Raw genomic sequence first — 25,311 nt, 5'->3', positions numbered from 1 at the left:
TTGGTCACGGCAATACAACCGTGCAGAAGGACGAGGCCTACGCCGTCAGCCGGGTGAGGAGTCGTTCCGCGGCGGGCAGCAGCCAGTCGGGAGCGGCTCCCTCGGGCAGATCGCGCACCTCGTCGATCAGCGTGGAGACCAAGGTCGCACCCGCGGCCGTCCGGCCGCGTTCCCGCTCCGTCCAGGCGGCGTTGTTCAGGCACTGGAACCGGTCCTGTACGTGGTCCGGCCCGAGGTCCGCGTAGGTTCCGGCCGCGCGGACCCAGAGGTCGACCTCCTCCCGCCGCAGCGCGTCGATCTCCGCCTCGCTCAAGGAGCGGGCGGGCTGGGTGCCGTGCTCTTCGACGTCGACGCTGTCGTCCCAAGCCTGCGTGTGCGCGCTGACGTGCCGGTCGAGCACTTGCGCCAGTTGGTGCCAGGTCTGGGCGAGTTCGGACCGCAGCTCGGGTGCGCCGGGCTTCGGGGCCAGGGCGTCCTCCAGCACGGCCGCGGCCTCGGCCATCCGGGTCCGGGCCCTCGCCACGCCCGCGCCGGTCGTCTCCTCGCGCAGTTCCAACCAAGCCAGGGAACGCAGGACACGTACCTCGGCGACCGGTGCGTCTCCCGTCTGTCGGTGCAGCTCCAAGGCCCGCTCGTAGGCGGCGCAGGCCTCCCGGGCCAGGCCCGCCGCGCTCAGGGCGTCGGCGGCCGACTGCGCGAGACCCGCCTGCGGGCGCGGGTCCTCCCAGTCCTCGGCCACGTCCGCCGCGAGGAGGTACTGCTCGGCGGCGGCGCGGGGTTCGTTCAGCTCGCACAGTTGGTCGGCCAAGAACTCCCGTGCGAACACGGCCTGCGGGGCGCCATGCTCCAGCAGGTCCGGCAGCGCGGACTGGAGGACCTCCGCGGCCTCGGCGGAGCGGCCGTCCCGAGCGTAGGCCCGGGCCAGCGTCAGGCGCGCCTGCGCTCCGCCGTCGGCGGTGAGTCCGGCCCTGTCGAACCAGTGGGCGCCGGTCAGGGCCAGCCCCGCGGCTTCACCTGCCCCCTCGTCCCGCCGGAGCAGGATGTCCGCGAGGGTCAGCCGTACGACGCCGTGAGTCTCGGGGTCGGTGACCTGGGAGGCATGGTCCAGCCCGGCGCGGGCCGCTTCCTCGGCCTCGTCGAGGCGCTCCAGTGACAGCAGTACCCCGGCCCCGAGCACCAGCGGGTCTACCGCCTGCCAGGGCCGGCCCGCCGCGACCGCCCGGGCGGCGGCCGAGGCCAGCAGCGGCACGGCCCGCTCCGGGTCACCCTGCGAGAGGAGTACCCGGCCGAGCATCTCCTCGGCTTCCGCCACCAGGTCCGGACACGTGGCCCGGTACGCGGCGACGAAGTCGGTCAGCTCGGCGGTGAGTTCGCCGTGCCCGTGCTCCCGCCGGTGCTCCCGCGCGTGGTCGTGCCCGTGGTCGTGCCCCTGCTCCCGCTGCTCCCCGAGGGCCGCCTCGACCGAGCGCAGGTAGGACTCCACGCGGATCGAGGTGAGTTCCGCGAGCGCGATCCGGCGGGTCCGCAGCGGTTCGGCCGGGTCGAGTGCCTCCGCTGCCCGCAGGGCCGCGCCCACCAGCTCCCGGATCCTGGCGGGGGCCGCGCCGGACTGTGCGGCGACGCTCGCCAGCCGTAGTTCCGCCAGCGCCGCACGTTCCGTCCGGCCGAGGGCCCGGTAGGCCTCCCGGACCGCGGTCAGCAGCTCCGGCGCGTCCTCGGCCCCGCTCCGGGCGGCGGTCAGGGCCCGGTGGTCCGCCAGGTCCGCGGCGGCCAGCGGATCGGGCTCCGGCAGCGATGCCATTCGTACCGCTACTTCGGCCCACAGGGCGTCGGCACCGGGATGTCCCAGGTCACGTGCCTGCCGGGCCCGTCCCCACAGCTCGGCGAACGCGGCGTCCGAGAATTGTGCCTCCGTGGGCGGGGCCTTCGGGGACCCGGCGGCAGCCCGCGCGCCGACGTCCGCCCGCGGCAGTGCGGTGCTGCGTACACCGAGCGGCAGTTCTCCGATGAGCGGCTCCCGCCGGATCCGCGCGAGGAAGCGGTCCGAGACCCGGGCGCTGCCGTTGCGCGTGTCGAACCGCCGGGCGATGTCGAGGCAGCCCGCGTGGAGGACCTCGTACAGTTCGGAGACGGTGCGGGAGGTTCCCTCGTAGGACGGGGCCGGGCCGGCGCCGTGCCCCAGGTCCGCCAGCCGGCGCAGCAGGACGAGGACGCCGCCGTGGAAGGCCAGTTGGTCGTCGACGTTGGCGAGCGGGCCGACGTGGGCGGCGTGTTCGGACAGGATTTCCAGACCGCGGGACTCGTTGCCGGTGAGCGCGCAGAACTCGATGTGCCGGCCGATCGTGGGCAGCAGGCTCTCGCTGCCCCGGGCCAGCCGGTAGCCGCGCAGGTGGTGCGAGCGCGCCTCGTCGACCCGGCCGAGCCGCAGCAGTGGCAGCAGCGAGGCGGCCAGTACCCGGTGGGGTTCCTCGGCGCAGGTCAGCTCGCCCGCCAGGACCGGCCGCCAGAGTTCAAGGGCCTCGTCGTCGCTGCCGCGCAGGACGGCGTACTGGCCCTGACCGTTGAGTTCGCAGGCCTCGCAGTCGCTCATGTCGTCGCGCTCCGCCGCCAACCAGCGCTTGAAGGCCCGCTCTGCGCGCTCGTCCTCACCGGTCGCGTCCGCGAGCCACACTTCGGCCTCGCGCACCGGGCGCTCGCTGTAGCCCGCGAGCCGGTAGCGGCGCTCCATCTCCGTCAGCCAGCCGGTGGCCGACTCCAGCGGGATGCCAGGGGAGTCCGAGATCGCGCCTGCCACCCACTTGAACTGCCAGAAGAGCGAATGCGCGTCCCATGCGGAGAAGGAGCCGGGGTCCTTGTCGTATTCCTGGAGCAGCCGCGCGAAGGGAACCAGCATCTTCGAGGACTCGGAACTGAAGAGGTAGGAGCTGATCAGGTTGTCCAGCGCCGCGCGGAACAGGGGTCGCTCCCCGAGCGCCTCCGCGGCGCCGGCGAGTGCCTCGGCGTGCGTGTTGCGCGCGGCGCCGTTCGGAGCCTCGCGGTTCTCGGCGAGACCCCGCTCGATCTCTTCGCGTGTCAGCGTCACTTCTCGTCCTCCCGGGTGTCGGCGGAGTGGGTCGCCCATTCCAGGAGCCCGAGGAAGGCCCGGTTGAGCAGGGTGGAGTCCGCGGGGCGCAGGGGCCGCTGGGACATCAGCAGGGCCTGCCCGTACAGCGACTCGACGGCCGTGCCGGTCAGCGCCTCGTCCGGAAGTGCGGAGATGCGTCGGATCAGCGGGTTGTTGTGGTTGAGGACCAGGCGGGCGCGCGGCGCGGATCCGCGCAGGGCTCCGAGGATCCCGCTCCACAGCGAGTCGGCGCTCTCCAGGGCGGCGGTCCGGTCGCGTTCCTGCCGTGCCTGCCGGTCGTCCAGGTAGAGGGCCGGAACGCCGACGGGCTGGAAGGCGCGGAGCACCACGTCGCAGCTCTGCGGTTCCAGGCGGCTGCGTGCGGTGGCCAGGAAGGGTGCGAGGACCAGTTCGTCGGCGGTGGGGACGGGGTCGAGCCGCTCGGTGACGGCACCCGCGTCGAGCTCGGCGATCCGCAGGTCCGGCCGTACCGCGGGCAGCAGGGCCAGCAGGTCCGCGTCGTAGGTGTAGCCGGCGTTGACGACGCCGAGGCCGTGGGCCGCGGCGATGGGCGCGATCTGACGGAACTCCTCGACGGTACGCGTGAAGTGGATCTCGGTATGGGCGGCCGCGAACTCCTGCAGGCTCATCGAGCCGGCGCTGGTCTCGAACGGCAGCCATGGCAGCATCAACCCGAGGAGTTCGGGGTCGTGCCGCGCCATGGACTTCACACCGAGGTGGTGGACGCCGAGGAAGGCGGCCAGGCGCTCCGGGTCGCCGGCCGCGAGCTCCGCGAGCCAGTTGCGCAGGCGGGCGCCGAGGGCGTCGCGGACGGCGGAGAGCGTCTCGTCGTCGTACAGGTTCTCGCGCGAGGCGGTGGGCCGCAGGCTGTCCGTGTCGAGGACGGCGCGTACGAAGAACGCCCACTCCGGCAGCAGGTTGTCGGCCCGGTCGGTCAGCAGCATGCCCTTGAGGTGGACGCGGTGTCCGGCCCGGTGGGCGGGACTGGTCGGTTCGGGAAGGACGTACGCCACGCCGCGCACCCCGGCGACGGGCAGGTCGAGGTCGATGCTGTCGAGGGGGGTGAAGCCGAAGGCCTCCGCGCAGTGTCCGGCGAGGGCGACGCGACGGGCGGCCGGGGTGGGATGGGGCCGGTCCCACACCGCCGGCCGGTCGGTCACGGGGCGCGGGCCGTCGGCTCCGCCGTCGTCGAAGGTGATGTCGTACGGCAGCAGCGAGCCGTAGTCGCGGGCCAATTGCTCCACCTTGGCCGGGACGGTCCATTCCGCGGCGCCCGCACGGGCTTCCAGGACGACGGTGGTGCCGGGTTCCGGACGGGCGTCGTGGGGCAGCTCGCGGACGGTGTAGGAGCCGTCGTCGGTGGCCAGCCATTCGACGGGCGCGGCCCGGGGGTCACGGGCGGACCGGGTGACCACGCGGATCTGGCGGGCGACGACGAAGCAGGCGAGCAGCCCGATGCCGAACTGGCCGAGGAACTCCCGGCGGGTGGCCTCCAACCCGTGCTCGCCGCCGCGCTTGGAGCTGCGGCCGATGGTCGCGAGCAGGGAGTGGGCCTCGGCGGCCGTCAGGCCGATGCCGCTGTCCTCGATGGTGACCCGGCCCTCGGACGCCGACAGCCGGATGCGTACCTCGGCCTGCGGGTGGAGGGCGTGCCGGGCGGTGACGGCGTCCACCGCGTTCTGCAGGAGTTCGCGGACGTAGACGCGCGGGCTGGAGTAGAGGTGGTGGGAGAGCAGGTCGACCAGGCCGCGCAGGTCGACCTGGAAGTTGTGCGGGGCGAAGGGTGTGGACGGGGTCGTGGACGTCATAAGGCATCACCTCGCGTGCGTTCAGGGATGGTTGGGCGATCGCGAGGTTCCCCCCTCACGGCTCCCGGAGGGGCAACCGGCTCCCGGAGTGGCAACAGCGTAGGGGGATCATCTGACAATCCCTGCGCGAAGTGGCTGCCGGCAATGGGGCCCGGAGACCTACCGGAAGCGGAGGAACCGCGGCGGTACGGCGTCCACCAGCCACACACCGTTGGCGCTGATCCAAAAGACGTGACCGGCGGCGCGCATCGCTCCCGCGTCCACGGCGAGCACGACCGGCCGGCCCCGCCGCGCGCCGACGCGGCTCGCGGTCTCCCGGTCGGGAGACAGGTGTACGTGGTGTCGGGCCATCGGGCGCAGGCCCTCGGCGCGGATCGCGCCGAGGGCGGCGGCGACCGTGCCGTGGTAGAGGTACGCGGGCGGTTCGGCCTCCGGAAGGGCGAGGTCAACGGCGACGGTGTGCCCCTGGCTGGCCCGGATCCGGCTGCCGTCGACGGCGAACCGCTGCTTGTCGTTGGCGGCCACCACATGGTCGAGCTCCGCGCGACTGAACGCGAAGCCGTGGTCGGCGGCGGCGCTCAGCAGGTCGTCGATCTCCACCCAGCCGTGTGCGTCGAGCACCAGTCCGATCCGTTCCGGCTGATGGCGAAGGTGTTTCGAGACGTACTTGGACACCTTCACGGTGCGTCTGTCATCCATGCCCCCAGCGTGCCCGCCCGGAGGGTTCCCCGGCAGGGAATTTCCGCGCACCGCCCCGAGGTGGACCTCGTCTATCTCTATTCCGAGATGCGGAATATATTTTCCACTGGCACGTCTGTCCAGAGGGAGAAACATGACCATCCATACTTCTCTGCCACGCCGCGCGGCTGCCGAACTCATCGGCACCGCGGGCCTGCTCGTCGTCGTGATCGGGTCCGGCCTACAAGCGGCCGAACTCAGCGGCGACACGGGTGTCGCCCTCATCGCCAACTCGCTCGCCTCCGCGATCGGCCTCGGGCTGATCATCACGCTCTTCGGACCGCTGTCCGGCGCGCACCTCAACCCGGTCGTCACCCTCACGTCCTGGTGGGTCCGACGTACCGGCGGCGAAGGCCTCACCGCCCGGGAGGCGCTCGTCTACGTCGCGACCCAGACCGCGGGCGCCATCGGGGGCGCGGTCCTCGCCGAGGTCATGTTCGGGCGCATCCCGGGGGCCTTCGCCACCCAGGTCCGCGACGGCGGGCACCTGCTCCTCGGTGAGGTGGTCGCGACCGCCGGGCTCGTCCTCGTCATCCAGGGCCTCGGCCGTATCGGGCGTCCGAAGCTCGTCCCGGCCGCGGTCGCCGCTTACATCGCCGCCGCGATCTGGTTCACTCCCTCCGGCTCCTTCGCCAACCCGGCCGGCACCGTCGGACGCAGCTTCACCGACTCCTTCACCGGGATCGCCCCGCAGTCGCTGCCGGGTTTCGTCGCCGCCCAGCTGGTCGGCGGCGTCGTCGGCCTCACGCTCGCCGCCCTCCTCTACGGGAAGAACCGGTCCGCCTCCCCGACCGCGCCCACAACCGCGGCCACAACCGCGGCCATGACTCCGGCCACGACCGAGCCGCTGACCCCGGCCCGGTCCGAAACCTTGCCCGAGACGGTGTCCGTGAGTCCCCCGTCGGCCTCGGCCGAGGTCGGGCCGGTGGACGGGACCGTGCCCACCAAGGCCGCGTACCGGCCCATAGGGTGAGACAGGAACCCCTGTTGCCCACAGGTGAGGGGTACTTGTCCACAGCCGTTTGGGCAGGTTTGGAAGGCAATCGCATGATCCGCCCTGTGGACTACCGGCCGGTCGGCGCCGGCCCGTCCGGCGCTGTCGGACCCGGCTCGGCGCCGGGCCGCTACCCCTCGCCCCGGCCGATCCCGGCCAGATCGTTCATCGTCCGGGCCTGGAGCTCCCGCTCCGTCGCGGCCCGGACGAACTCCGCCACGTTCTCGGCGCCCACCAATTCCTGCACCGCCCGTACCGTCCCGGCCGGCAGTGCGACCGGTGCGGGACCCGACGGCGGGGGTGGACCGGCGGCCCCCAGGTGCCGCTGCAGATGCCGGGTCGCGAACAGCCGCATCGCCCGAGCCAGCTCCGCGTCCACGGTCTGCTGGGCCAGCGGGCGCAGCCGCCGCACCATCGTGGCGGCCTCCGCCGCGTCGGCGTCCGTCGGAGGCACCTGCCCGAGGTAGCGCGCGAAGACGTGCTCGGTGGTGAACTCCAGGAACCGCGAGGCGATGTGCTCCACCTGCCCGCGCAGTTCCCGCAGGTGCCCGGTGATCGCCGACAGCGGTACCCCGGCCGCGTACAGCTCGGCGGCCACCGCCAACTCCTGCGGGGAGGGCACCAGGAAGTGGTCCGGGCGTCCGGGGATCCGTTCCAGCACGCCCAGCTCGCACGCCTCGCCGACCGCGTCCTCGTCGGGTCGGCCGCCGAACCGCCGGTTCAGCTCCTCCCGGGATATCCGGGCGGCTTCCTCGTCGGTCCACGGCCCGTGCACCTCGGCGACCAGACCCAGGACGCCGCCCAGCCCGCGTCCGGCGTCCCAGGCCTCCAGCAACTCCTTGATGGAGGCCAGCGTGTAGCCGCGGTCGAGCAGGTCCGCGATCTGGCGCAACCGCGCCAGATGGGTGTCCCGGTAGACGTTGGAACGCCCCCGCCGCTCCGGCTTCGGCAGCAAACCGCGGTCCTGGTAGGCACGGATCGTGCGCACCGTCGCCCCACTGCGGTGCGCCAGATCCTCGATCCGGTACTCGGCTACTGCCTGCTCGGACAATCCCGGCTCCCTACGACATCGCGGCTCGGCCGATCGCGCCCGCGGCGGTCCGGGCGGCAGGCGAAGCGGCGAGGTACTCGACCGCCCTGCGCAGCGAGCCCTCCTGCGAGGGATGGTACGACCGCCGGAAGGAGCGGGGTATGGCCGTGCCGAGCTCTGTGCTCGGGGCAGCAGACCCTTCGAAGGTCACCCGGCGCCGCGCGATCGGGTAGGGGGCCGTGCCCGGGTCCGTACCCGCGGGCCCGTTCACAGCTTCGGTTCCAGCCGGGCGAGGGCCCGCAGGGTGCGCGGGGCGAATCGGGACAGCCACAGCGCACCCTTGGATTCGGGGGTCACGGGCACCACGGCCTCGTTGCGGACCACGGCACGCAGGATCGCCTCGGCGACCTTCTCCGGCGGGAAGTTGCGCAGTCCGTACAGGCGTGAGGAACGCTGCTGGCGGCGCTTCTCCTCCGCCTCGTCCACGCCGGCGAAGCGCGAGGTGGCCGTGATGTTGGTGTTGACGATGCCGGGGCAGATGGCGGAGACGCCGATCGACTTCGACGCGAGCTCCGCGCGCAGGCACTGCGACAGCATCAGTACCGCCGCCTTCGAGGTGCTGTAGGCGGGCAGGGTCCTGGACGGGAGGTAAGCGGCGGCCGACGCGGTGTTGACGATGTGCCCGCCCTGGCCCCGGTCGGCCATCTGCTTGCCGAATATCCGGCAGCCGTGGATGACACCCCACAGGTTGACGTCGAGGACCTGCTTCCAGTCCTCCGCGCTGGTGTCGAGGAAGGGCCCGGACAGACCGATGCCGGCGTTGTTGACCAGGACGTCGACGATTCCGTACTCGGCGGCGACCTTCGCCGCCAGCTTCTCCATCGCCTGCTCGTCGCTGACGTCCACGCACTCGCCCCAGGCGTCGGGGGCGCCGACGAGGCGGGCCATGTCCGCGGTGCGCTCGGCGCCCTCGGCGTCCCGGTCCACGGCCACGACCCGGGCCCCTGCCTCCGCGAAGGCGAAGGCGGTGGCCCGGCCGATGCCGCTGGCGGCACCGGTCACCAGCACCAGCCGGCCGCCGAACCGGTCGGCGTACCTGCCCGGCGCCTTCTGCTCGGGGACCCGGGTCGCCGGGTCCTCCCGGGAGGTGACGAACTCGCCGATCCAGGCGGCCAGCTGGTCGGGCCGGGTCCGCGGCACCCAGTGCTTGGCGGGCAGGGTGCGCCGCACCAGGTCGGGGGCCCACAGCTCCAGTTCGTCGTAGAGCCGCTCGGACAGGAAGGCGTCCCGGGTCGGGGTGATCAGCTGCACCGGTACGTGTGCGTAGGCGTCGGGGCGCGGACGGCGCAGCCGGGGCCGCACGTTGTCGCGGTAGAGCCACGCGCCGTGCGCCGCGTCCGAGGGGAGCGAGGCCGTCGGGTAGGAACCGGCCGGGACCTTCTCCACGCGCTGGAGCATCCCGGGCCACCGCTTGCCTAGGGGCCCGCGCCAGGCGAGCTCCGGCAGCACCGGCGTGTGGAGCAGGTACACGTACCAGGACTTGGCGCCCTGGCCGAGCAGCTGTGCCACCCGGCGCGGGGTGGGCCGTGCCGTCCGCTTCTTGATCCAGTGCCCGAAGTGGTCGAGGGAGGGCCCCGACATCGAGGTGAAGGAGGCGATGCGGCCCTCGGTGCGGGCGACCGTCGCGAACTCCCAGCCCTGCACCGATCCCCAGTCGTGGCCGACCAGGTGCACCGGGCGGTCCGGGCTGACGGCGTCCGCGACGGCCAGGAAGTCGTCGGTCAACTTCTCCAGGGTGAAGCCGCCGCGCAGCGGCTGCGGCGCCGTGGACCGGCCGTGGCCGCGTACGTCGTACAGCACGACGTGGAAGTGCGTCGCGAGCCGCTCGGCGACCTCCGACCAGACCTCCTTGCTGTCCGGGTAGCCGTGCACCAGCACGACCGTGGGCCGGCTCGCGTCGCCGAGCTCGACCACGCACAGTTCGATGCCGCCGGTGCTCACCCGGCGCTCGCGCGCCCCGGCCGGCCCCGCGGTTCCCGCTCCACTCATGCTCTTCACCCCGTCCGTCCCGACCGTGTCGTCCTTGCCGCGCGCGTCGTCCCCACCCTTCATGCTGCCTTCTCCTCGGCCCAGCGCCGCACGTGCGGCAGATCGTCGTCCAGCCAGTACGCGCTCTCCAGCGGGTCCCGGGAGTCGGTGACGACCAGGATCTCCTCGAACTTCGCGCCTGTTCCCCGGAAGCCGAGGTGCGGTTCCACCGCCCACAGTCCGGGCTGCGGGGGGTGGTCGGAGAAGTGGTACGGGCTCCACAGCGGGGACCAGCCCTCGCGGTGTCCGTGCAGCACGTCACCGGCCAGCCCCTTGAGGGACTGGATGCCGAACCCGAACGCGGTCGGCGACCAGCGGCGGTCCCTGACCCGGTCGATCTTGTGCGCGATGACGCCGAACGGATAGGCGCGGTGTCGGTTGGCGTACCCCTGCCGCGTCATCAGCCGTTCGACGTTCTCGTAGATCTCGCGCAGCGAGCGGCGCTCGCGCACTTGGTCCAGGATCAGCTCGCGGTGCGCCCGCAGATCGGACATGAGCCGGTCCTGCACCGGATTGAGCCCCAGGCTGCCCGAGTAGCCGACGTCGGCCGCGCAGCCCTTGAACACCGGTGCCATGTCGAGGATGAACGGCATCCCCGGCTCCAGCTTCCGGTTGGTCGGGAAGAACTGCAGGGGGATCTTGAAGTTCGCGAAGGCGGTGCGGTCCCCGAACCAGGCGAAGGGCAGGTGGAACCAGTCCCGGACCCCGCGCTCGCGCAGCCACTCGCGCTGCATCCGCGCCGCCTCGCGCTCGGTCGTACCGGGCCGCAGCTGCGCGGCGACGGCCTCCGCGCACTCGTACGCGAGCCGTTGCACTTCCCTGAAACCGCGCAGGTCGGCGATGAGTCGATCGGTGCGTTGCGTGGTGTCCCCAGCCATGCCGAAGTCCGTCCCTGTAGCCCTACGCGCCCGTAACGTGACACTGATGAATGTGACAATGACCGGAGGGCACGTCAAGGCCCGTGCACCGACCTGTGGACAAAGTTGACCGGGCCACATCAGCCTCCAGTACGGGTATGTACGCCTGAAGGCGGAGACGGGATCCCACTCCAGGTCTGACGTTTCCCGGGAGCTCCCCCACTAACGTCGGAGCCGTGACTGTCATCGCGACCGAAAGCCTGAGCAAGCGGTACCCCCGAGTGACCGCCCTCGACCGGCTCTCCCTGGACATCGGGCCTGGTGTGACCGGCCTCGTGGGTGCCAACGGAGCCGGCAAGTCCACGCTGATCAAGATTCTGCTGGGACTGTCCCCCGCCACCGAGGGCAGCGCCGCCGTGCTCGGCCTCGATGTCGCCACGCATGGCGGTGCCATCCGTGAACGCGTCGGCTACATGCCCGAGCACGACTGCCTGCCACCCGACGTCTCGGCCACCGAGTTCGTCGTCCACATGGCCCGCATGTCCGGGCTCCCGCCGACGGCCGCCCGCGAGCGCACCGCCGACACCCTGCGCCACGTCGGGCTCTACGAAGAGCGGTACCGCCCCATCGGCGGCTACTCCACCGGCATGAAGCAGCGCGTCAAGCTCGCCCAGGCGCTCGTCCACGACCCCCAGCTGGTCCTTCTCGACGAGCCCACCAACGGTCTCGACCCGGTCGGACGCGACGAGATGCTCGGCCTGATCCGCAGGGTCTACACCGACTTCGGCATCTCCGTCCTGGTCACCTCCCACCTCCTCGGCGAGTTGGAGCGGACCTGCGACCACGTCGTGGTCGTCGATGGCGGCACGCTGCTGCGGTCGAGCTCGACCAGCGAATTCACCCAGACCACCACGACGCTCGCGGTCGAGGTCACCGACTCCGACACCCATCCGAACGGCAGCGCCGCCCTGCGCAAGGCGCTCACCGAGGCGGGCGTCACCTTGCACGCGGGAGAGGAGCAGGGGCTGCCCGGCGCCGGCCACATCCTGCTCGTCGAAGCCACCGGCGACCACACCTACGACCAGGTCCGCGACACCGTCGCCGACCTGGGGATCGGCCTGGTCCGGATGGAGCAGCGCCGGCACCACATCGCGGAGGTCTTCCGCGACAACGATCCGTCCGCGCAGCTCATCCAGCAGAAGGGAGCCGGTTCCGATGGCGCCTGACACCTCGACCCAGATCCACAACATCGGCTACCGGTCCTACGACGGCCCCCGGCTCGGCCGCGCCTACGCCCGCAAGTCGCTGTTCTCGCAGTCCCTGCGGGGCGCCTACGGACTCGGCCGCTCGGCCAAGTCCAAGGTCCTGCCCATGATCCTCTTCGCGGTGATGTGCGTCCCCGCACTGATCATCGTCGCGGTGGCCATCGCGGTACCCGGGTCCACCGACCTGCCGATCAAGTACACGACGTACGCCCTGACCACACAGGTGATCATCGGTCTGTACCTCGCCTCCCAGGCCCCGCAGTCCGTCTCCCGCGACCTGCGCTTCAAGACGGTGCCGCTCTACTTCTCGCGGCCCATCGAACGCGTCGACTACGTCGTGGCCAAGTACGCGGCCATGGCCTCGGCCCTGTTCATCCTCACCGCAACCCCGCTGCTGATCATGTGGATCGGCGCGCTGCTGGCGAAGTTCGACTTCGGTGACCAGACCAAGGGATTCGGGCAGGGACTCGTGTCGGTTCTGCTGCTGTCGCTGCTCTTCGCCGGCCTCGGCCTGGTCATGGCCGCACTCACCCCGCGCCGCGGGTTCGGTGTCGCCGCGGTCATCGGGCTGCTGCTCATCCCCTACGGCGCCGTGTCCACGGTGCAGGCCGTCGCCTACTCGACCGGTGCCAACGGCGCCATCGAGTGGATGGGCCTGTTCTCCCCGATCAGCCTGATCGACGGTGTCCAGACCGCGTTCCTCGGCGCCACCTCCGCCTTCCCCGGCGGCGAGGGCCCCGGGGCCGGCGCGGGCGCCGTCTACCTGCTGGTCGTCCTCGGCCTCATCGTCGGCTCCTACGCCGCCCTGATGGCCCGCTACCGGAAGGCCGGGCTGTGACCACCATCGACATCGACCACACGTCCCGCTGGTTCGGAAACGTCGTAGCCGTCAACGACGTGACCATGACCATCGGGCCCGGCGTCACCGGCCTGCTGGGCCCCAACGGCGCGGGCAAGTCCACGCTCATCAACATGATGGGCGGCTTCCTCGCTCCCTCCACCGGCACCGTCACCCTCGACGGCACGCCGATCTGGCGCAACGAGCAGGTCTACAAGCAGGTGGGCGTCGTGCCCGAGCGCGAGGCCATGTACGACTTCCTCACCGGCCGGGAGTTCGTCCTGGCCAACGCCGAACTCCACGGCCTCGACGAGGCGCACGCCCAGCGGGCACTGGCCACCGTCGAGATGCAGTACGCGCAGGACCGCAAGATCTCCACGTACTCCAAGGGCATGCGCCAGCGCGTGAAGATGGCGTCCGCCCTGGTCCACGACCCGTCCGTGCTGCTCCTCGACGAGCCGTTCAACGGCATGGACCCGCGCCAGCGCATGCAGTTGATGGACCTGCTGCGGCGCATGGGCGACGAAGGGCGCACCGTCCTGTTCTCCTCCCACATCCTGGAGGAGGTCGAGCAGCTCGCCTCGCACATCGAGGTGGTCGTCGCCGGGCGGCACGCGGCTTCCGGCGACTTCCGCAAGATCCGCCGACTGATGACGGACCGCCCCCACCGCTACCTCGTCCGCTCCTCCGACGACCGGGCCCTCGCCGCGGCCCTGATCGCCGACCCCTCCACCGCGGGCATCGAGGTCGACCTCAAGGAAGGCGCGCTGCGCATCCAGGCCGTCGACTTCGGCCGCTTCACCGAGCTGCTGCCCCGCGTGGCCCGGCAGCACGGCATCCGACTGCTGACGGTCTCGCCCTCCGACGAGTCCCTCGAGTCGGTCTTCTCCTACCTCGTCGCGGCCTGAAAGGAGCTGGCACCCGATGTACAACCCCACCGTTGCCCGGCTCACCTACCGGGCCCTGCTCGGCCGGCGTCGCGCGCTGATCCTCTTCGCGCTGCCCGCCCTGCTGATCGTCATCGCCGTCGCCGTACGCGCCTTCACGGGGGTGGACGACAAGGTCGCCGCGGACCTCCTCGGAGGCTTCGCCCTCGCCACGATGGTCCCCCTGATCGGTGTCATCGCGGGTACGGGCGCCATCGGCCCCGAGATCGACGACGGCTCGATCGTCTACCTGCTCGCCAAGCCGGTGAAGCGTCCGACGATCATCATGACCAAGCTGATCGTCGCGATCGCCGTCACCATGGCCTTCTCCGCGATCCCCACGCTGATCGCCGGATTCATCCTCAACGGCAACGGCCAGCAGATCGCCGTCGCCTACACCGTCGCCGCCCTCGTCGCCTCGATCGCCTACAGCGCGCTGTTCCTGCTGCTGGGCACCATCAGCCGGCACGCGGTCGTCTTCGGCCTCGTCTACGCCCTGATCTGGGAGTCGCTCTTCGGCAGCCTGGTCTCCGGCGCCAAGACCCTCAGCGTCCAGCAGTGGGCGCTGTCCCTCGCCGAGAAGGTGGCGGGTCCGGGCTATGTCGACGCCACCGTCGCCCTGCCCACCGCGGTGGTCCTGCTCGCGGTGGTCACCGTCGGAGCCACCTATTACGCGGGTCAGAAGCTGCGTCGGCTGACCCTGGCCGGCGAGGAGTAGACCCCGGCCCGCTCCACGGCGGCCGCGAGGCCGCAGCCTGCGTACGCGTGCCCCGCGCGGCCCACCGGCCGGGCGGGGCACTGCCGTTGTTTCACGTGAAACATGACTGACCGTCGTGGCGACGGCCTACTGGCCGCGCCGTCGGATCCAACGGGCGGGGCGGGAAATTCGCTGGTACGGGGACTGCGCGAGGGGCACAGTGAGTCGTGCGGGGAGCAACAAAAGGTCCGGGGAAGCCACTTCGAGCGCGCCGTGCGGCGCGGGCTTCCCCGGACCTCCCGTGCGTACGGGACGGCTCTGGCGGTGCCGATCGTCGTGCGTCGCTCCCGCTACGCGGCGCCCAGGAGGCGCTCCAGCACCACCGCGATGCCGTCCTCCTCGTTGGAGGTCGTCACCTCGTCGGCGATCGCCTTGAGCTCCGCGTGAGCGTTGGCCATCGCCACCCCGTGCCCCGCCCAGCCGAACATCGGGATGTCGTTGGGCATGTCACCGAAAGCGATCGTCTCCGCGGCCTTCACCCCGAGCCGGCGCGCGGCCAGCGACAGTCCGGTCGCCTTGGTCAGTCCCAGTGGCAGGATCTCCACGATGCCGGGACCCGCCATGACGATGTCCACCAGGCTGCCCACCAACTCCCGGGCCACCTTGACGAGCGCGTCGTCGTCCAGCCCCGGGTGCTGGATGTACAGCTTGTTCAGCGGGGCCGTCCACACCGCGGCGGTGTCCTCCAGATAGAGGGCCGGGAGGCCTTCCTGGACCTGGTAGCCGGGCCCGAACAGCACCTCGCCGTCGACCCCGTCCCGACTGGCGGCCAGCGCCAGCGGACCGATCTCGGCCTCTATCTTCGACAGCGCCAGACCGGCCAGCTGCCGGTCGAGCGTCACCGAGGTGAGCAGCCGGTGCGCGCCGGCGTCGTAGACCTGAGCCCCCTGCCCGCACACGGCGATCCCCTTGTAGCCGAGGTCGTCGAGCACGTGCCGGGTCCAGGGCACGGCACGGCCGGTGACGACGATGTGTGCCGCGCCCGCCGCGCTGGCCGCGACGAGCGCCTCACGGGTGCGTTCCGAGACGGTGTCGTCGCCGCGCAGCAACGTGCCGTCGAGGTCGGTCGCGACGAGCTTGTACGGGAACGGGGCCGGGCTCACTTGTTGATCGGCTCCAGGACTTCGCGCCCACCGAGGTAGGGACGGAGCGCCGCGGGCACGCGCACCGAACCGTCGGCCTGCTGGTGGTTCTCCAGGATCGCGACGATCGTGCGCGGTACGGCGCACAGCGTGCCGTTCAGCGTGGACAGCGGCTGGGTCTTCTTGCCGTCCCGGTAGCGGATCGACAGACGGCGGGCCTGGAACCCGTTGCAGTTCGAGGCGGAGGTGAGCTCGCGGTACTTGCCCTGGGTCGGGATCCACGCCTCGCAGTCGAACTTGCGCGAGGCGGACGCCCCCAGGTCACCGGTAGCAACGTCGATCACCTGGAACGGCAGCTCCAGGCTGGTCAGCCACTGCTTCTCCCACTCCAGGAGCCGCTGGTGCTCGGCTTCGGCCTCCTCCGGCGCGACGTACGAGAACATCTCGACCTTGTCGAACTGGTGGACGCGGAAGATGCCGCGGGTGTCCTTGCCGTACGTACCGGCCTCGCGGCGGAAGCACGGCGAGAAGCCGGCGTACCGCAGCGGCAGCTTGTCGACGTCGATGATCTCGTCCATGTGGTACGCGGCGAGCGGGACCTCGGAGGTGCCGACCAGGTAGTAGTCGTCCTTCTCCAGGTGGTACACGTTCTCCGCGGCCTGGCCGAGGAAGCCGGTGCCCTCCATGGCGCGCGGTCGGACCAGGGCCGGGGTCAGCATCGGGATGAAGCCGGCCTCGGTGGCCTGCGCGATGGCCGCGTTGACCAGTGCGAGCTCCAGGAGGGCGCCCACGCCGGTCAGGTAGTAGAAGCGCGAGCCCGACACCTTGGCGCCGCGCTCGACGTCGATGGCGCCCAGCGATTCGCCGAGCTCCAGGTGGTCCTTGGGTTCGAAGCCCTCCGCGGCGAAGTCGCGGACGGTGCCGTGCGTCTCCAGCACGGTGAAGTCCTCCTCGCCGCCGACCGGGACGTCCTCGTGGACGATGTTGCCCAGTCGCAGGAGGAGCTGCTTGGCGGCCTCGTCGGCCTCGTTCTGCTCGGTCTCGGCGGCCTTCACGTCCTGCTTGAGCTGTTCGGCCTTCTTCAGCAGCTCGGCCCGCTCCTCGGGAGAGGCCTTGGGGATGAGCTTGCCGAGCGACTTCTGCTCGTTGCGGAGTTCGTCGAAGCGCATGCCGGAGGACCTGCGGCGCTCATCGGCGGAGAGCAGTGCGTCGACGAGCTCGACGTCCTCTCCACGGGCGCGCTGCGAGGCGCGGACACGGTCAGGGTCTTCACGGAGCAGCCGGAGGTCAATCACCCCTCCAGGCTACCGGGCTGGGGTTCCTGGGATCACACCGATATCACGCTGCGTGTCGCTATGTCCCAATTGCCGCGAATGAATAATTATCCTCGGCTGGCCGGAAGTGGTCCGGCTCGAAAGGTCGATAAAACGGTCCCATTCCCCGAAATGGGGCACGCCCCCAAGGGTCGCGCGGGCCCTGAACTGCGCCGAAGGGGCTTCTTTGTCCACAGGAATTAGCGCTGTCCCCACTTTATCCACAGGCTGTGTGCCGGATCTGTGGACACCCATATTGATCATTCGCCGCCGGGGTGAGGGCGGCGGGAATCAGTGCTCAAACCACCCTCACACGCTCATTCGGGTGGGAATGACTCGCTCCAAAGAGTTGATCGGGGATGCGGGGGTGACGGCGTTCACCTTCCGCTCTCCAGCGCGATACCGGGGCCTCCAGCCGATTTGTCGACCTTGTCGCAACGCCGTGTCGACTTGTCCCCAGGCTGGGTCCGTACCTGTGGATAACTCTGTGGACAGTTGAAGAAGTCCTACGCTCGCCCATCGAGGCAACGCGTCAGCCAGTCGGAGGCAGCCGTGAAATCACCGTCGGAGGTGCCCGGCCGAGGCGCTCGGACGTCACTCTGAGCAATACCCGCCCGCGGATAGGAGCCGAGAAAGCGGACCTGCGGGCAGGTCCGCTTCAGACCCATGAGTGCCTCGCTGACCCGGCGGTCGGAGATGTGGCCTTCGGCGTCGACGGCGAAGCAGTAGTTTCCGATGCCCTCGCCGGTCGGCCGGGACTGGATCAGCATCAGGTTGACCCCGCGCACGGCGAACTCCTGGAGCAGTTCGAGGAGTGCGCCGGGGTGGTCGTCGCCGAGCCACAGCACCACGGAGGTCTTGTCCGCGCCGGTCGGAGCCGAGGGCCGGGCGGGGCGCCCGACGAGCACGAAGCGGGTCTCCGCGTTCTCGGCGTCGTGGATCTCGGTGACCAGGGGAACCAGCCCGTAGGTGGCAGCCGCGAATGCGCCGGCAAAGGCGGCGTCGAAGCGTCCCTCCTGCACCAGGCGGGCGCCGTCCGCATTGGAGGCGGCCGACTCCCACACGGCGTCCGGCAGGTGGGCGCGCAGCCAGTTGCGCACCTGGGGCTGCGCGACCGGGTGCCCGGTGACGGTCTTGACGTCCGTCAGGGCGGTCCCGGGCCGAACGAGCAACGCGAAGGCGATGGGCAGCAGCACCTCGCGGTAGATCATCAGAGGTTCGCCCGAGGCCAGCTCGTCCAGGGTGGCGGTGACGCCGCCCTCCACCGAGTTCTCGATCGGGACGAGGGCGGCTGCCGCTTCGCCGTTGCGCACGGCGTCCAGGGCGGCCGGGACCGACACCATCGGGACGAGCTCGCGGGTGGCGGCTTCCGGCAGAGTGCGCAGGGCGGCTTCGGTGAAAGTGCCCTCGGGACCGAGATACGTGAAGCGGGTGGCCGACATGGGATCAGCCTAGTGCCGGGCTGCCCGCCGCACGGGTCCTGTTCATCCTTCGAGCAGCCGCTGCCCGACGTACTCACCACTGCGGGGTCCGGGCGGCACCGCGTACAGACCGCTGGACTCGTGGCGGATGAACGTCGACAACGCGTCCCCCCGGTCGAGCTTGCGCTGTACGGGCACGAACCCGCGCAGCGGATCCGCCTGCCAGCAGATGAAGAGGAGCCCGGCGTCGGGTGCTCCGTCGGGGCCGATCCCGTCGTGGAAGGAGAAGGGGCGCCGCAGCATGGCCGCCCCTCCGTTCTGTTCCGGGGCCGAGATCCGGGCATGGGCGTTCGCCGGGATGACCGGCTTACCGTCCGCGCCGAGCTTGTCGAGCGCCATCTCGGTGGTCTCGCCGCCACCGGTGAGGGGGGCACCGGTGGCCTTGGTCCGGCCGATGACCTGCTCCTGCTGCTCCAAGGACTGCCGGTCCCAGTCGTCCAGCAGCATCCGGATGCGCCGGACGACGGCGTACGAGCCACCGCCCATCCAGGCGTGCTCGGCGGGTCCGGGGCCTGCGCCGGGGACGAAGACCCGTCGGTCGAAGTCGGGTTCCGCGGGCTTCGGGTTGCCGGTGCCGTCGACTTGGCCCATGAGGTTCCGGGCGGTCATCGGAGAGCCCGTGGCGCCGGGGGAACGGTTGAATCCGTTCATCTGCCACCGCACCCGCGCGGCCTCACCGGCGTCCTTCTGCAGGGCGCGCAGCGCATGGAAGGCGACAAGTCCGTCGTTCGCGCCGATCTGGACCCACAGGTCGCCGTTGCTGCGCCGATCGTCGAGCCGGTCGGAGGAGAAGTCCGGCAGGGGGTCCAGCGCGGTGGGCCGGCGGGCGGTGAGCCCGGTGCGTTCGAAGAAGGAGTGCCCGAAGCCGAAGGTGACGGTGAGGGAGGACGGTCCGGCGTCCAGGGCGATACCGCTGTCGGCGGTCGCGGCGGTCTCGCCCGCCATGAGCCGCCGGGCGGTGTCGGACCACCGCCGCAGCAGTGCGGCTGCCTCCGTACGACCCGCTCCGGGGGTGAGATCGAAGGCGACGAGATGTCCCTTGGCTTGGAGCGGGGTGGTGATACCGGCCTGGTGGTCCCCGTGGAAGGCGACCTCGTTGGCCCCGAGGGAGGACAGACTGCCGGGCGCGCCCGCGGCGGAGCCGCTCGCGGGGTCGGCCAGGCCGGAGTGCGCGAGGGCGCCGCCGGTGGCGCCGAGCGCGAGCCCGGCGGCGCCTGCGGCGCCGACGGTGCCCAGCAGGCGGCGCCGGGAGATCTCGATGTCGGGGTTGCTCACGGTCACGCTGGTCAGCCGATCTTCACGGTCTTCTGGACGGTCGTCTGGTCGATTTCGGAGGTACGGACGGTCACTTCGATGCGCCATTCACCGGCGAGCGGCAGCTGGACCCCGGACGCGGTCCAGTGGCCGGCGGCGGCGCGGTCGGGGACGAGCGGCAAGGGGCCGATGTCCTTGGCGGGAAGAGTGAAGGAGACCTTGGCCTCGGGGAGGTCGAAGGGCTGTCCGTCAGGGGTGTCGGCCCAGAGGTGGAGGGTGTTGGCGCCGACCCGCCCGGGATCGAGTTCGAGGCGGACGCTTCCCTTGCCGTTCTGGCCACCGGCGTCGAAGGGCAGGGTGATCTTGACGGCGCGGTCGGGGACGGCGGTGGCGGAGGAACCGCGGCCCGCCTCCTGTTGAGCGGCCCGGCCCGGCTCCGTACTGGTGAGAACGGTGGTGACCGCGAGCAGAGCCACGGCTACGCCCGCCTCCGCGAGGACGGAACGGCGCAGCCCGGCCCGCTCGGGGTCCGCGTCCCGGACCCGCTTCTCGCGCACGCTCTGCCGGGCGGCGTGCTGCCGGGCGAGCTGGGCCGCGCGCCGGGGGTCCAGGGTCTCGTCCACGGAGTCGGCCGCGGTGGATGTTTCACGTGAAACATCGAGGACGGGTCCGGCGGTTTCACGTGAAACATCGGCTTCCGGACCGGGCTTCGCGCCGCTGTCGGCGACCGCCGTCCGACCGACCGGCACGGCCGCTGTCTCCGTCAGTCGCCCGGTCCATTTCCGGGACACGTACGCGAGGCCGATGAGCACGGCGACGAGGGCCACCTTGAGAAGCAGGAGCCGCCCGTAGTCGGTGCCCGTCAGAGCGGACCAGGTACCGAGCTGGCGCCAGGACTGGTAGACGCCGGTGACGGCGAGCACCACGACGCTGATGAACGCCACCTTGGAGAAGCGCTGCACCGCGGCACGCTCGATGCCGGGTGCCTTCTGGAGGGCGACGAGCAGCGCGGCGAGACCTCCGAGCCAGGTGGCCATGCCCAGCAGGTGCATGATGTCGGCCGGCATGGCGATACCGGGCTGGATGCCGGTGGAGGCGTGCTCGGACAGGGCCCAGGTCGCGGCGATGCCGCCGGACACGACGGCGCCGCCGACGGCCAGGCCGAAGCTGAGGTCATTGGTGTCCTCGTCCCGGTCCCCGGCTCCGGACTCGCGCGGGGACTCGGTCTCGGCTCCCGATGCCTGCTGCTGGCGTCGGGCGTACGCACCGAAGAGGACCGCGATGAAGAGGGCCGCGGCGCCGAGCAGGAGCAGCCGGGAGACGAGCGAAGCGCCGGTCTTCGTCTCCAGTACGGACCTCAGCGCGGCCAAGTCGAAGGCGTCGGCGAACTTCCCCGAGCCGGTGTACGGAGCGCGGAGCACCAGCATCGCGAGAGTGGCGGCGGTGAGGGTGACCCAGGCGCGCACGACGAGCTTCTGGAGCGCGGGCTCGGCGGCGCCCCGCCGCCAGCACAGCAGGATGAAGGCGGAGCCGCCCACGAGGACCGCGAAGCCTGCGTAGGCGGCGTAGCGGGCGATCCCGTACGCGATCCCGACGGGACCGCCCCCCGCCTGCTGGGCGGGAAGGGCGACGCTCGTGGCCGAGGGGGCGCCGATGGAGAAGGTGAAGGCTCCGGAGATGGGGTGACTGTCGGCCGAGACGGCCTGCCAGGCGACGGTGTACGTGCCGTCGGGCAGTCCGGTGTGCAGGGCGGTGCCGTAGCGGATGACGCTGCCGCTGCACATGTCGCGCAGTTCGCCGGTGTCCACCCGCTTGCCCCGGGGATCGAGAACGCGGATGGAGTCGTCGCCCAGGGCGACCTGCTCCGAGAAGGAGAGCGTGACCTGGGCGGGGGCCGTGGCCACCACCGCCCCGTCCTTGGGGTCGCTCGCGGTGAGTGCGGCGTGCGCCGAGGCCGGGGTGGCCGCGGTGAACAGGGTTGCCAGCAGGGTTGCGAGGACCAGCGCGAGCCGGGGCAGGAGTGCCGTGGCGTGGACGCGGGCCGCGGAGGGGGCGGTGGCCGTCATGGCGTGTCGGTACCTCGGTCCGTCAGTGGGCGGTTGAGTTCTGCGCGGTGTACGTCCGTTCCTTCACATCGACCTCGACCTTGACGGGCCCGGCCTTCTCGAAGCGCAGCTCGACGGTGACCTTTTCGCCCACCTTCGGCGCGCTCTTGAGCCCCATCAGCATGATGTGGTTGCCGCCGCGCTCCAGCTTGAGCTCTCCGTCGGCGGGCACGTCCATGGAGGGGACCTGCTGCATCTTCTGGTCCTTGGTCTCGTGGATCTGCAGATCGTCCGAGAGCGGGGAGGACGCGCCGACGAGCTTGTCCGCCGTTTTGGAGTCGTTCTTGATGATCATGAAAGCGCCGGCCATCTTGGTGTTGACGGGCTCGGGCATGAAGGCACCGCTCACCACCGGAGTGGGCTTGCCCGCGTCCGCCCCGGCCCCGGAGTCCGAGGAGCAGCCGGATATGGCCAGCGCTGCCGTCAGGGAGAGGGCGGCGGCGAAGGTTCGGGTGGTGCGGGCGTTCACGGGTTCTCTCCCTGGATGAGCTTCGGCAGGTCCTTGGCGTAGTCGTCGACGGTGGTGCCCTCGCCGTAGAGGACGTAGCCCTCGTCGGTCTTGGGCGAGAACGCGATGACCTGGGCGCCGTGCATGGAGACGACGCTGCCGTCGGCCTCCTTCTTGGCGGCCTCGATGCCGATGCCGAGCGAGCGCGCGGCGGCCTGGATGGTGGCGAAGTCCCCGCTCAGTCCGGTGAAGGACGGGTCCTGGGCCCTCAGCCACGCGCCGAGCGAGTCGGGAGTGTCCCGCTCGGGGTCCGTGGTGACGAAGACGACCCGCAGGTTGTCCTGGTCCGCCTTGGGCAGTGCCTTCTTGGCGACGGCGATGTTGCTCATCGTCAGCGGGCACACATCGGGGCAGTTGGTGTAGCCGAAGTAGATGAGCGTCGGCTTGCCCTTGGTCTGCTCACGCAGGTTCCAGGGCTTGCCGGTGGTGTCCGTGAGGACGAGCTCCGGCTTGTCGAAGGGGCGGTCGAGAACCCTCGCCGCCTTGGTGTCGCTCTGGCCACCGGAGATCTGGGTGACGGAGCCGGTCTTGGGGGGCTCGCCGCCGCAGGCGGAGAGCGTGAGGGCGGCCGCCGCGACGAGCGCGGCAACCATCACACGTGTGGTGCGCATGGAGAGATGTCCCTGGGATCTGGGCCGTTACGAAGTTCTGGTGGTGCGGCGCTCAGGCGGAGCGGCGGCGCGAGGAGACGCCGAAGGCGACCCCGCCGAGCCCGATGACGATGCCGGCGACACCGAGGACCCGCGCGGTGGTGTCGGAGCCGCCCCGGGCGGCCTCGGTGTGGTCGTCCTTGTGCTCGTCGGCGTTCTTTCCCTCGGCGCCGGGCTTGGCTCCGCCGCCGTGGTGGTCGCCGGCCGCGGGCGCGGTCAGCTTCAGGACGGGGGCCGGGTTCTGCGGCTCCGCCGTGCCTTCCTTGGGCTCCTCGATCCACCGCACGACCTCGCCGTTGTCGTACGTCTGGATCGCCTTGAAGACCATCTGGTCGGCGTTCTCGGGCAACTTGCCCACCGAGAGCGGGAACTGCTGGAACTTGCCCGACTCGATCTTGCCGCCGGACCAGGTCACCTTGGTGACGGCCTTGGTGATCTGCTTGCCGTGCACCGTGAGCGGCTTGTCGAGGTCGGTCGTCTCCACCTTCACGGTCCAGCCGGGCACGTCCTGGGGCATGACGGACGTCAGCGGCTGGTCGACCGGGAAGTTGACCTCCAGCTGGGTCGTCGACGCGTTGTCGCGCTCGTTGGGGACCTTGAAGTTGATGGTCGCGTAGCCGCCCTTGGTGGCCTCGCCGGGCTGCACGCCGACGTGGGCGAAGGCCGGGCCGGAGAGGACGAGGACGGTACCGGCGGCGAGGGCAGCGGCGAAGGAGACGCGAGAGGTCTTCATGGCGGGAAACACTCCACGGAAGCGGTGGTGACAACGGCTCCGCGTGCGGGCGCGCGCGGAGTTCGCGGCACCGGTGCTCCCGCATGTGTCCCGGGGAGGAGGGTGCCGCGTCAGGCTGCGAGGGCGAGCGCCGTGGGCGGCCCGCGCCTGATCACCGTGTGCTGGAGGGGTTCGCGGCCGGCGGCGACCGCCGGGTCCGCATCGGTCCGGGGGGTCCGCGGGGCTCGGGCGGGTGCGCCCGGGAGCCCGGCGCGCAGGGCGCGTACGAAAGCCAGCGCCGCGCGCAGCGGCCGTACCGGGGCCGATTCGGCGGAGACCCGGGACAGTTCGACGAGCCGGAAGAGCGCGGCGTCGCCGCGACCGAGCAGCCAGCCGGCGGCGAGCGCGGCCAGCAGGTGGCCGAGCAGCATGGCGGGGCTGAACAGACCCGCCGCGGGCGCCGCCGTGGTGGCGTCCGCCAGGTGGGCGTGCGCGCCGTGGGCCTGGGCCGCGAGCTGCCCGGTCCGTCCGGCCTGCTGGGCCAGGGCGGCCGGGTCCAGCCCGGCGGCCTCCAGGATCTGCCGGGCGTCGTCCGGACTCAGGGGCACGGTGTTGCCCCCGCACACCAGCTGGGCCGCGAGCGCCGCGAGCGAGCTGTCCGAAGGGCCCGCCGGGGCCTGGGCCGCGGCCGCGCTGTGCTGGCCGAGGCCGAACAACGCGTGCAGGCTGAGCTGTCCGGCGGCGAGCCCGGCGGCTATGCCGGGCAGGGTGGGCCGGCGCCCCGCGAGCGGGGCGGCGACCGCGAAGACCACGAGGAAGCCGAGGCAGAGTGACCACCACGGCACGGCGGCGCACGACGCCAGGGCGTGCCCGGTCGCGGACAGCACGACGCAGACCGCGGTGAACACCGCGGCCCGGATCAGCCGGAGGCCGGCTCCGGCGTGCGTCGCGTGGGGGGCAGTCATGGCCGGGCCATCATCGCACTGCGCCCCTCCCCTCCATACGGCAGGTCCGGAAGGTCCCATGAGTCCCTTTGCGGTTCCACCGCGACGGGGCGGGGGCGAGGCCGGGGCGGGGCGGGGCGGTCCGGGGCAGCCGGACCCGCGGCCGGCCGGACACCGGCCCCCGCATACACCGGGGCCCGGGAGAGTCGCATCGGCCGAACGAGGGCAATGCGCGCCCGGACGGCCCCGAGGGGCTTACGGGCAGGCGAGGGCGGCAATAGGTAACCGTATGAGCATCTGGTGGTCTCTCCACTTGAGGCGCGAAGCCGCGAGCGTGCCGCTCGCCAGGCGACTGCTGCTGGGGACGATGGAGACCGCGGGGGTGGACCCGGACATCTCCTTCGATCTGTCGGTGGCGCTGAGCGAGGCCTGCGCGAACGCGGTGGAGCACGGTGGGATCAGGAGCGGGGACGTACCGGACGGGGCCGAGGCGTACGACGTCACGGCCTATCTGGACGGGGACCGCTGCCGCATCGAGGTGACCGACTCGGGTCCGGGCTTCCCGCCCGCGACGGTGGCCCGCCGCAGACCCTCCCTGGACGAACACGGGCGGGGCCTGAATCTGATCGCGGAGCTCGCGGACCACGTGTGCCTGGGCAACCGGCCGGGCCGCGGCGCTGTGGTGAGCTTCGACAAGATGCTGAAGTGGCGCGACGGCGCGCTGCTGAGGGTCTCGTGAGGAGACAGCGGGGTGCACCGTGGGGAGAACCCCGCGGCCGCTCGCGGACATGCCGGTGGGCGGGGCCCTGTACGGGGTCCCGCCCACCGGCGCGCGTG

At 71.5% G+C, this 25,311-nt stretch carries 22 protein-coding genes; 6 read left to right on the top strand and 16 right to left on the bottom strand.

The features are described 5' to 3' along the window. Positions 1 to 37 precede the first annotated feature (37 nt). The 3 genes from ACWFQ8_RS09030 to ACWFQ8_RS09020 form a co-directional block, all read right to left on the bottom strand. Positions 38 to 3,082, bottom strand: a complete 3,045-nt coding sequence (locus ACWFQ8_RS09030) for a tetratricopeptide repeat protein (protein ID WP_453785518.1) — start codon at positions 3,080 to 3,082, stop codon at positions 38 to 40. Beyond that, positions 3,079 to 4,932: an HSP90 family protein gene (locus tag ACWFQ8_RS09025; protein WP_453785517.1), complete on the bottom strand. Its 1,854-nt coding sequence runs from the start codon at positions 4,930 to 4,932 to the stop codon at positions 3,079 to 3,081. The genes ACWFQ8_RS09030 and ACWFQ8_RS09025 overlap by 4 nt, the downstream gene beginning before the upstream one ends. A 159-nt stretch (positions 4,933 to 5,091) precedes the next feature. Continuing rightward, positions 5,092 to 5,631, bottom strand: a complete 540-nt coding sequence (locus tag ACWFQ8_RS09020; RefSeq protein ID WP_453785516.1) for an RNA 2'-phosphotransferase — start codon at positions 5,629 to 5,631, stop codon at positions 5,092 to 5,094. 133 nt (positions 5,632 to 5,764) lie between these two features. Here ACWFQ8_RS09020 and ACWFQ8_RS09015 point away from each other — a divergent pair, with 133 nt between their 5' ends. Further along, positions 5,765 to 6,643, top strand: coding sequence for an aquaporin (locus tag ACWFQ8_RS09015; protein WP_453785515.1), 879 nt, complete (start codon positions 5,765 to 5,767; stop codon positions 6,641 to 6,643). A 151-nt stretch (positions 6,644 to 6,794) separates the two neighbouring features. On the opposite strand, the gene ACWFQ8_RS09010 is transcribed toward ACWFQ8_RS09015, so the two are convergent. The 4 genes from ACWFQ8_RS09010 to ACWFQ8_RS08995 are packed head-to-tail and all read right to left on the bottom strand — an operon-like array spanning position 6,795 to position 10,660. Next, positions 6,795 to 7,715, bottom strand: a complete 921-nt coding sequence (locus tag ACWFQ8_RS09010; protein WP_453785514.1) for a MerR family transcriptional regulator — start codon at positions 7,713 to 7,715, stop codon at positions 6,795 to 6,797. A 10-nt stretch (positions 7,716 to 7,725) separates the two neighbouring features. Beyond that, positions 7,726 to 7,965 carry a hypothetical protein gene (locus ACWFQ8_RS09005; RefSeq protein WP_453785513.1) on the bottom strand — a complete coding sequence of 80 codons (240 nt, stop codon included), beginning with the start codon at positions 7,963 to 7,965 and terminating at the stop codon, positions 7,726 to 7,728. Further along, positions 7,962 to 9,743 carry an SDR family oxidoreductase gene (locus ACWFQ8_RS09000; RefSeq protein ID WP_453785668.1) on the bottom strand — a complete coding sequence of 594 codons (1,782 nt, stop codon included), beginning with the start codon at positions 9,741 to 9,743 and terminating at the stop codon, positions 7,962 to 7,964. Before ACWFQ8_RS09000 ends, ACWFQ8_RS09005 begins: the two co-directional genes overlap by 4 nt. 59 nt (positions 9,744 to 9,802) lie before the next feature. Next, complete coding sequence (locus tag ACWFQ8_RS08995) at positions 9,803 to 10,660, bottom strand: M24 family metallopeptidase (protein WP_453785512.1); 858 nt, start codon at positions 10,658 to 10,660, stop codon at positions 9,803 to 9,805. A 215-nt stretch (positions 10,661 to 10,875) separates the two neighbouring features. Between ACWFQ8_RS08995 and ACWFQ8_RS08990 the strand changes: the two genes are divergently transcribed. From ACWFQ8_RS08990 to ACWFQ8_RS08975, 4 genes are read left to right on the top strand one after another with little or no spacing between them, the layout of a single operon-like run. Continuing rightward, complete coding sequence (locus tag ACWFQ8_RS08990; protein ID WP_453785511.1) at positions 10,876 to 11,865, top strand: ABC transporter ATP-binding protein; 990 nt, start codon at positions 10,876 to 10,878, stop codon at positions 11,863 to 11,865. Continuing rightward, entirely contained in the window at positions 11,855 to 12,742 is an 888-nt protein-coding gene (locus tag ACWFQ8_RS08985; RefSeq protein WP_453785510.1) for an ABC transporter permease subunit, read from the top strand. The genes ACWFQ8_RS08990 and ACWFQ8_RS08985 overlap by 11 nt, the downstream gene beginning before the upstream one ends. Beyond that, positions 12,739 to 13,650 carry an ABC transporter ATP-binding protein gene (locus ACWFQ8_RS08980; RefSeq protein WP_453785509.1) on the top strand — a complete coding sequence of 304 codons (912 nt, stop codon included), beginning with the start codon at positions 12,739 to 12,741 and terminating at the stop codon, positions 13,648 to 13,650. Before ACWFQ8_RS08985 ends, ACWFQ8_RS08980 begins: the two co-directional genes overlap by 4 nt. 16 nt (positions 13,651 to 13,666) lie before the next feature. Next, complete coding sequence (locus tag ACWFQ8_RS08975) at positions 13,667 to 14,386, top strand: ABC transporter permease (protein ID WP_453785508.1); 720 nt, start codon at positions 13,667 to 13,669, stop codon at positions 14,384 to 14,386. Between the two features lie 329 nt (positions 14,387 to 14,715). On the opposite strand, the gene ACWFQ8_RS08970 is transcribed toward ACWFQ8_RS08975, so the two are convergent. From ACWFQ8_RS08970 to ACWFQ8_RS08930, 9 genes are all read right to left on the bottom strand, one after another. Continuing rightward, entirely contained in the window at positions 14,716 to 15,528 is an 813-nt protein-coding gene (locus ACWFQ8_RS08970) for an HAD family hydrolase (RefSeq protein WP_453785507.1), read from the bottom strand. Then, positions 15,525 to 16,802, bottom strand: a complete 1,278-nt coding sequence (gene serS, locus ACWFQ8_RS08965; protein WP_453785506.1) for a serine--tRNA ligase — start codon at positions 16,800 to 16,802, stop codon at positions 15,525 to 15,527. The genes ACWFQ8_RS08970 and serS overlap by 4 nt, the downstream gene beginning before the upstream one ends. Positions 16,803 to 17,326: 524 nt before the next feature. After that, positions 17,327 to 18,262 (bottom strand): prephenate dehydratase, encoded by a 936-nt coding sequence (gene pheA / locus ACWFQ8_RS08960; protein ID WP_453785505.1) that lies wholly within the window; start codon positions 18,260 to 18,262, stop codon positions 17,327 to 17,329. 42 nt (positions 18,263 to 18,304) lie between these two features. Then, positions 18,305 to 19,591, bottom strand: coding sequence for an iron uptake transporter deferrochelatase/peroxidase subunit (gene efeB, locus ACWFQ8_RS08955; RefSeq protein ID WP_453785667.1), 1,287 nt, complete (start codon positions 19,589 to 19,591; stop codon positions 18,305 to 18,307). Then, positions 19,588 to 21,621, bottom strand: coding sequence for a copper resistance CopC/CopD family protein (locus ACWFQ8_RS08950; protein WP_453785504.1), 2,034 nt, complete (start codon positions 21,619 to 21,621; stop codon positions 19,588 to 19,590). Before ACWFQ8_RS08950 ends, efeB begins: the two co-directional genes overlap by 4 nt. A 22-nt stretch (positions 21,622 to 21,643) precedes the next feature. Beyond that, a complete protein-coding gene (locus ACWFQ8_RS08945) occupies positions 21,644 to 22,129 on the bottom strand; it encodes a copper chaperone PCu(A)C (protein WP_453785503.1) in 486 nt (161 codons plus the stop codon). Beyond that, positions 22,126 to 22,779: an SCO family protein gene (locus ACWFQ8_RS08940; protein ID WP_453785502.1), complete on the bottom strand. Its 654-nt coding sequence runs from the start codon at positions 22,777 to 22,779 to the stop codon at positions 22,126 to 22,128. Before ACWFQ8_RS08940 ends, ACWFQ8_RS08945 begins: the two co-directional genes overlap by 4 nt. A 52-nt stretch (positions 22,780 to 22,831) precedes the next feature. Then, positions 22,832 to 23,551, bottom strand: a complete 720-nt coding sequence (locus tag ACWFQ8_RS08935; RefSeq protein WP_453785501.1) for a YcnI family copper-binding membrane protein — start codon at positions 23,549 to 23,551, stop codon at positions 22,832 to 22,834. A 110-nt stretch (positions 23,552 to 23,661) separates the two neighbouring features. Continuing rightward, the gene (locus tag ACWFQ8_RS08930) at positions 23,662 to 24,495 is read right to left on the bottom strand and encodes a hypothetical protein (protein ID WP_453785500.1); all 834 of its coding nucleotides are present in this window, start codon (positions 24,493 to 24,495) and stop codon (positions 23,662 to 23,664) included. Between the two features lie 268 nt (positions 24,496 to 24,763). Between ACWFQ8_RS08930 and ACWFQ8_RS08925 the strand changes: the two genes are divergently transcribed. Then, the gene (locus tag ACWFQ8_RS08925) at positions 24,764 to 25,213 is read left to right on the top strand and encodes an ATP-binding protein (protein ID WP_453785499.1); all 450 of its coding nucleotides are present in this window, start codon (positions 24,764 to 24,766) and stop codon (positions 25,211 to 25,213) included. Positions 25,214 to 25,311 lie beyond the last annotated feature (98 nt).

This window comes from Streptomyces sp. NPDC055254 (assembly GCF_053606025.1).
This window is presented reverse-complemented; position numbering and strand designations above follow the sequence as displayed.

What these genes read in the sequence shown, in the direction of transcription:
- ACWFQ8_RS09025 (WP_453785517.1), bottom strand. Translation starts at nt 4,932, where the DNA reads ATGACGTCCACGACCCCGTCCACACCCTTCGCCCCGCACAACTTCCAG.
- ACWFQ8_RS09020 (WP_453785516.1), bottom strand. Translation starts at nt 5,631, where the DNA reads ATGGATGACAGACGCACCGTGAAGGTGTCCAAGTACGTCTCGAAACAC.
- ACWFQ8_RS09015 (WP_453785515.1), top strand. Translation starts at nt 5,765, where the DNA reads ATGACCATCCATACTTCTCTGCCACGCCGCGCGGCTGCCGAACTCATC.
- ACWFQ8_RS09000 (WP_453785668.1), bottom strand. Translation starts at nt 9,743, where the DNA reads ATGAGTGGAGCGGGAACCGCGGGGCCGGCCGGGGCGCGCGAGCGCCGG.
- ACWFQ8_RS08995 (WP_453785512.1), bottom strand. Translation starts at nt 10,660, where the DNA reads ATGGCTGGGGACACCACGCAACGCACCGATCGACTCATCGCCGACCTG.
- ACWFQ8_RS08985 (WP_453785510.1), top strand. Translation starts at nt 11,855, where the DNA reads ATGGCGCCTGACACCTCGACCCAGATCCACAACATCGGCTACCGGTCC.
- ACWFQ8_RS08975 (WP_453785508.1), top strand. Translation starts at nt 13,667, where the DNA reads ATGTACAACCCCACCGTTGCCCGGCTCACCTACCGGGCCCTGCTCGGC.
- pheA (WP_453785505.1), bottom strand. Translation starts at nt 18,262, where the DNA reads ATGTCGGCCACCCGCTTCACGTATCTCGGTCCCGAGGGCACTTTCACC.
- ACWFQ8_RS08950 (WP_453785504.1), bottom strand. Translation starts at nt 21,621, where the DNA reads ATGACGGCCACCGCCCCCTCCGCGGCCCGCGTCCACGCCACGGCACTC.
- ACWFQ8_RS08940 (WP_453785502.1), bottom strand. Translation starts at nt 22,779, where the DNA reads ATGCGCACCACACGTGTGATGGTTGCCGCGCTCGTCGCGGCGGCCGCC.
- ACWFQ8_RS08935 (WP_453785501.1), bottom strand. Translation starts at nt 23,551, where the DNA reads ATGAAGACCTCTCGCGTCTCCTTCGCCGCTGCCCTCGCCGCCGGTACC.
- ACWFQ8_RS08930 (WP_453785500.1), bottom strand. Translation starts at nt 24,495, where the DNA reads ATGACTGCCCCCCACGCGACGCACGCCGGAGCCGGCCTCCGGCTGATC.
- ACWFQ8_RS08925 (WP_453785499.1), top strand. Translation starts at nt 24,764, where the DNA reads ATGAGCATCTGGTGGTCTCTCCACTTGAGGCGCGAAGCCGCGAGCGTG.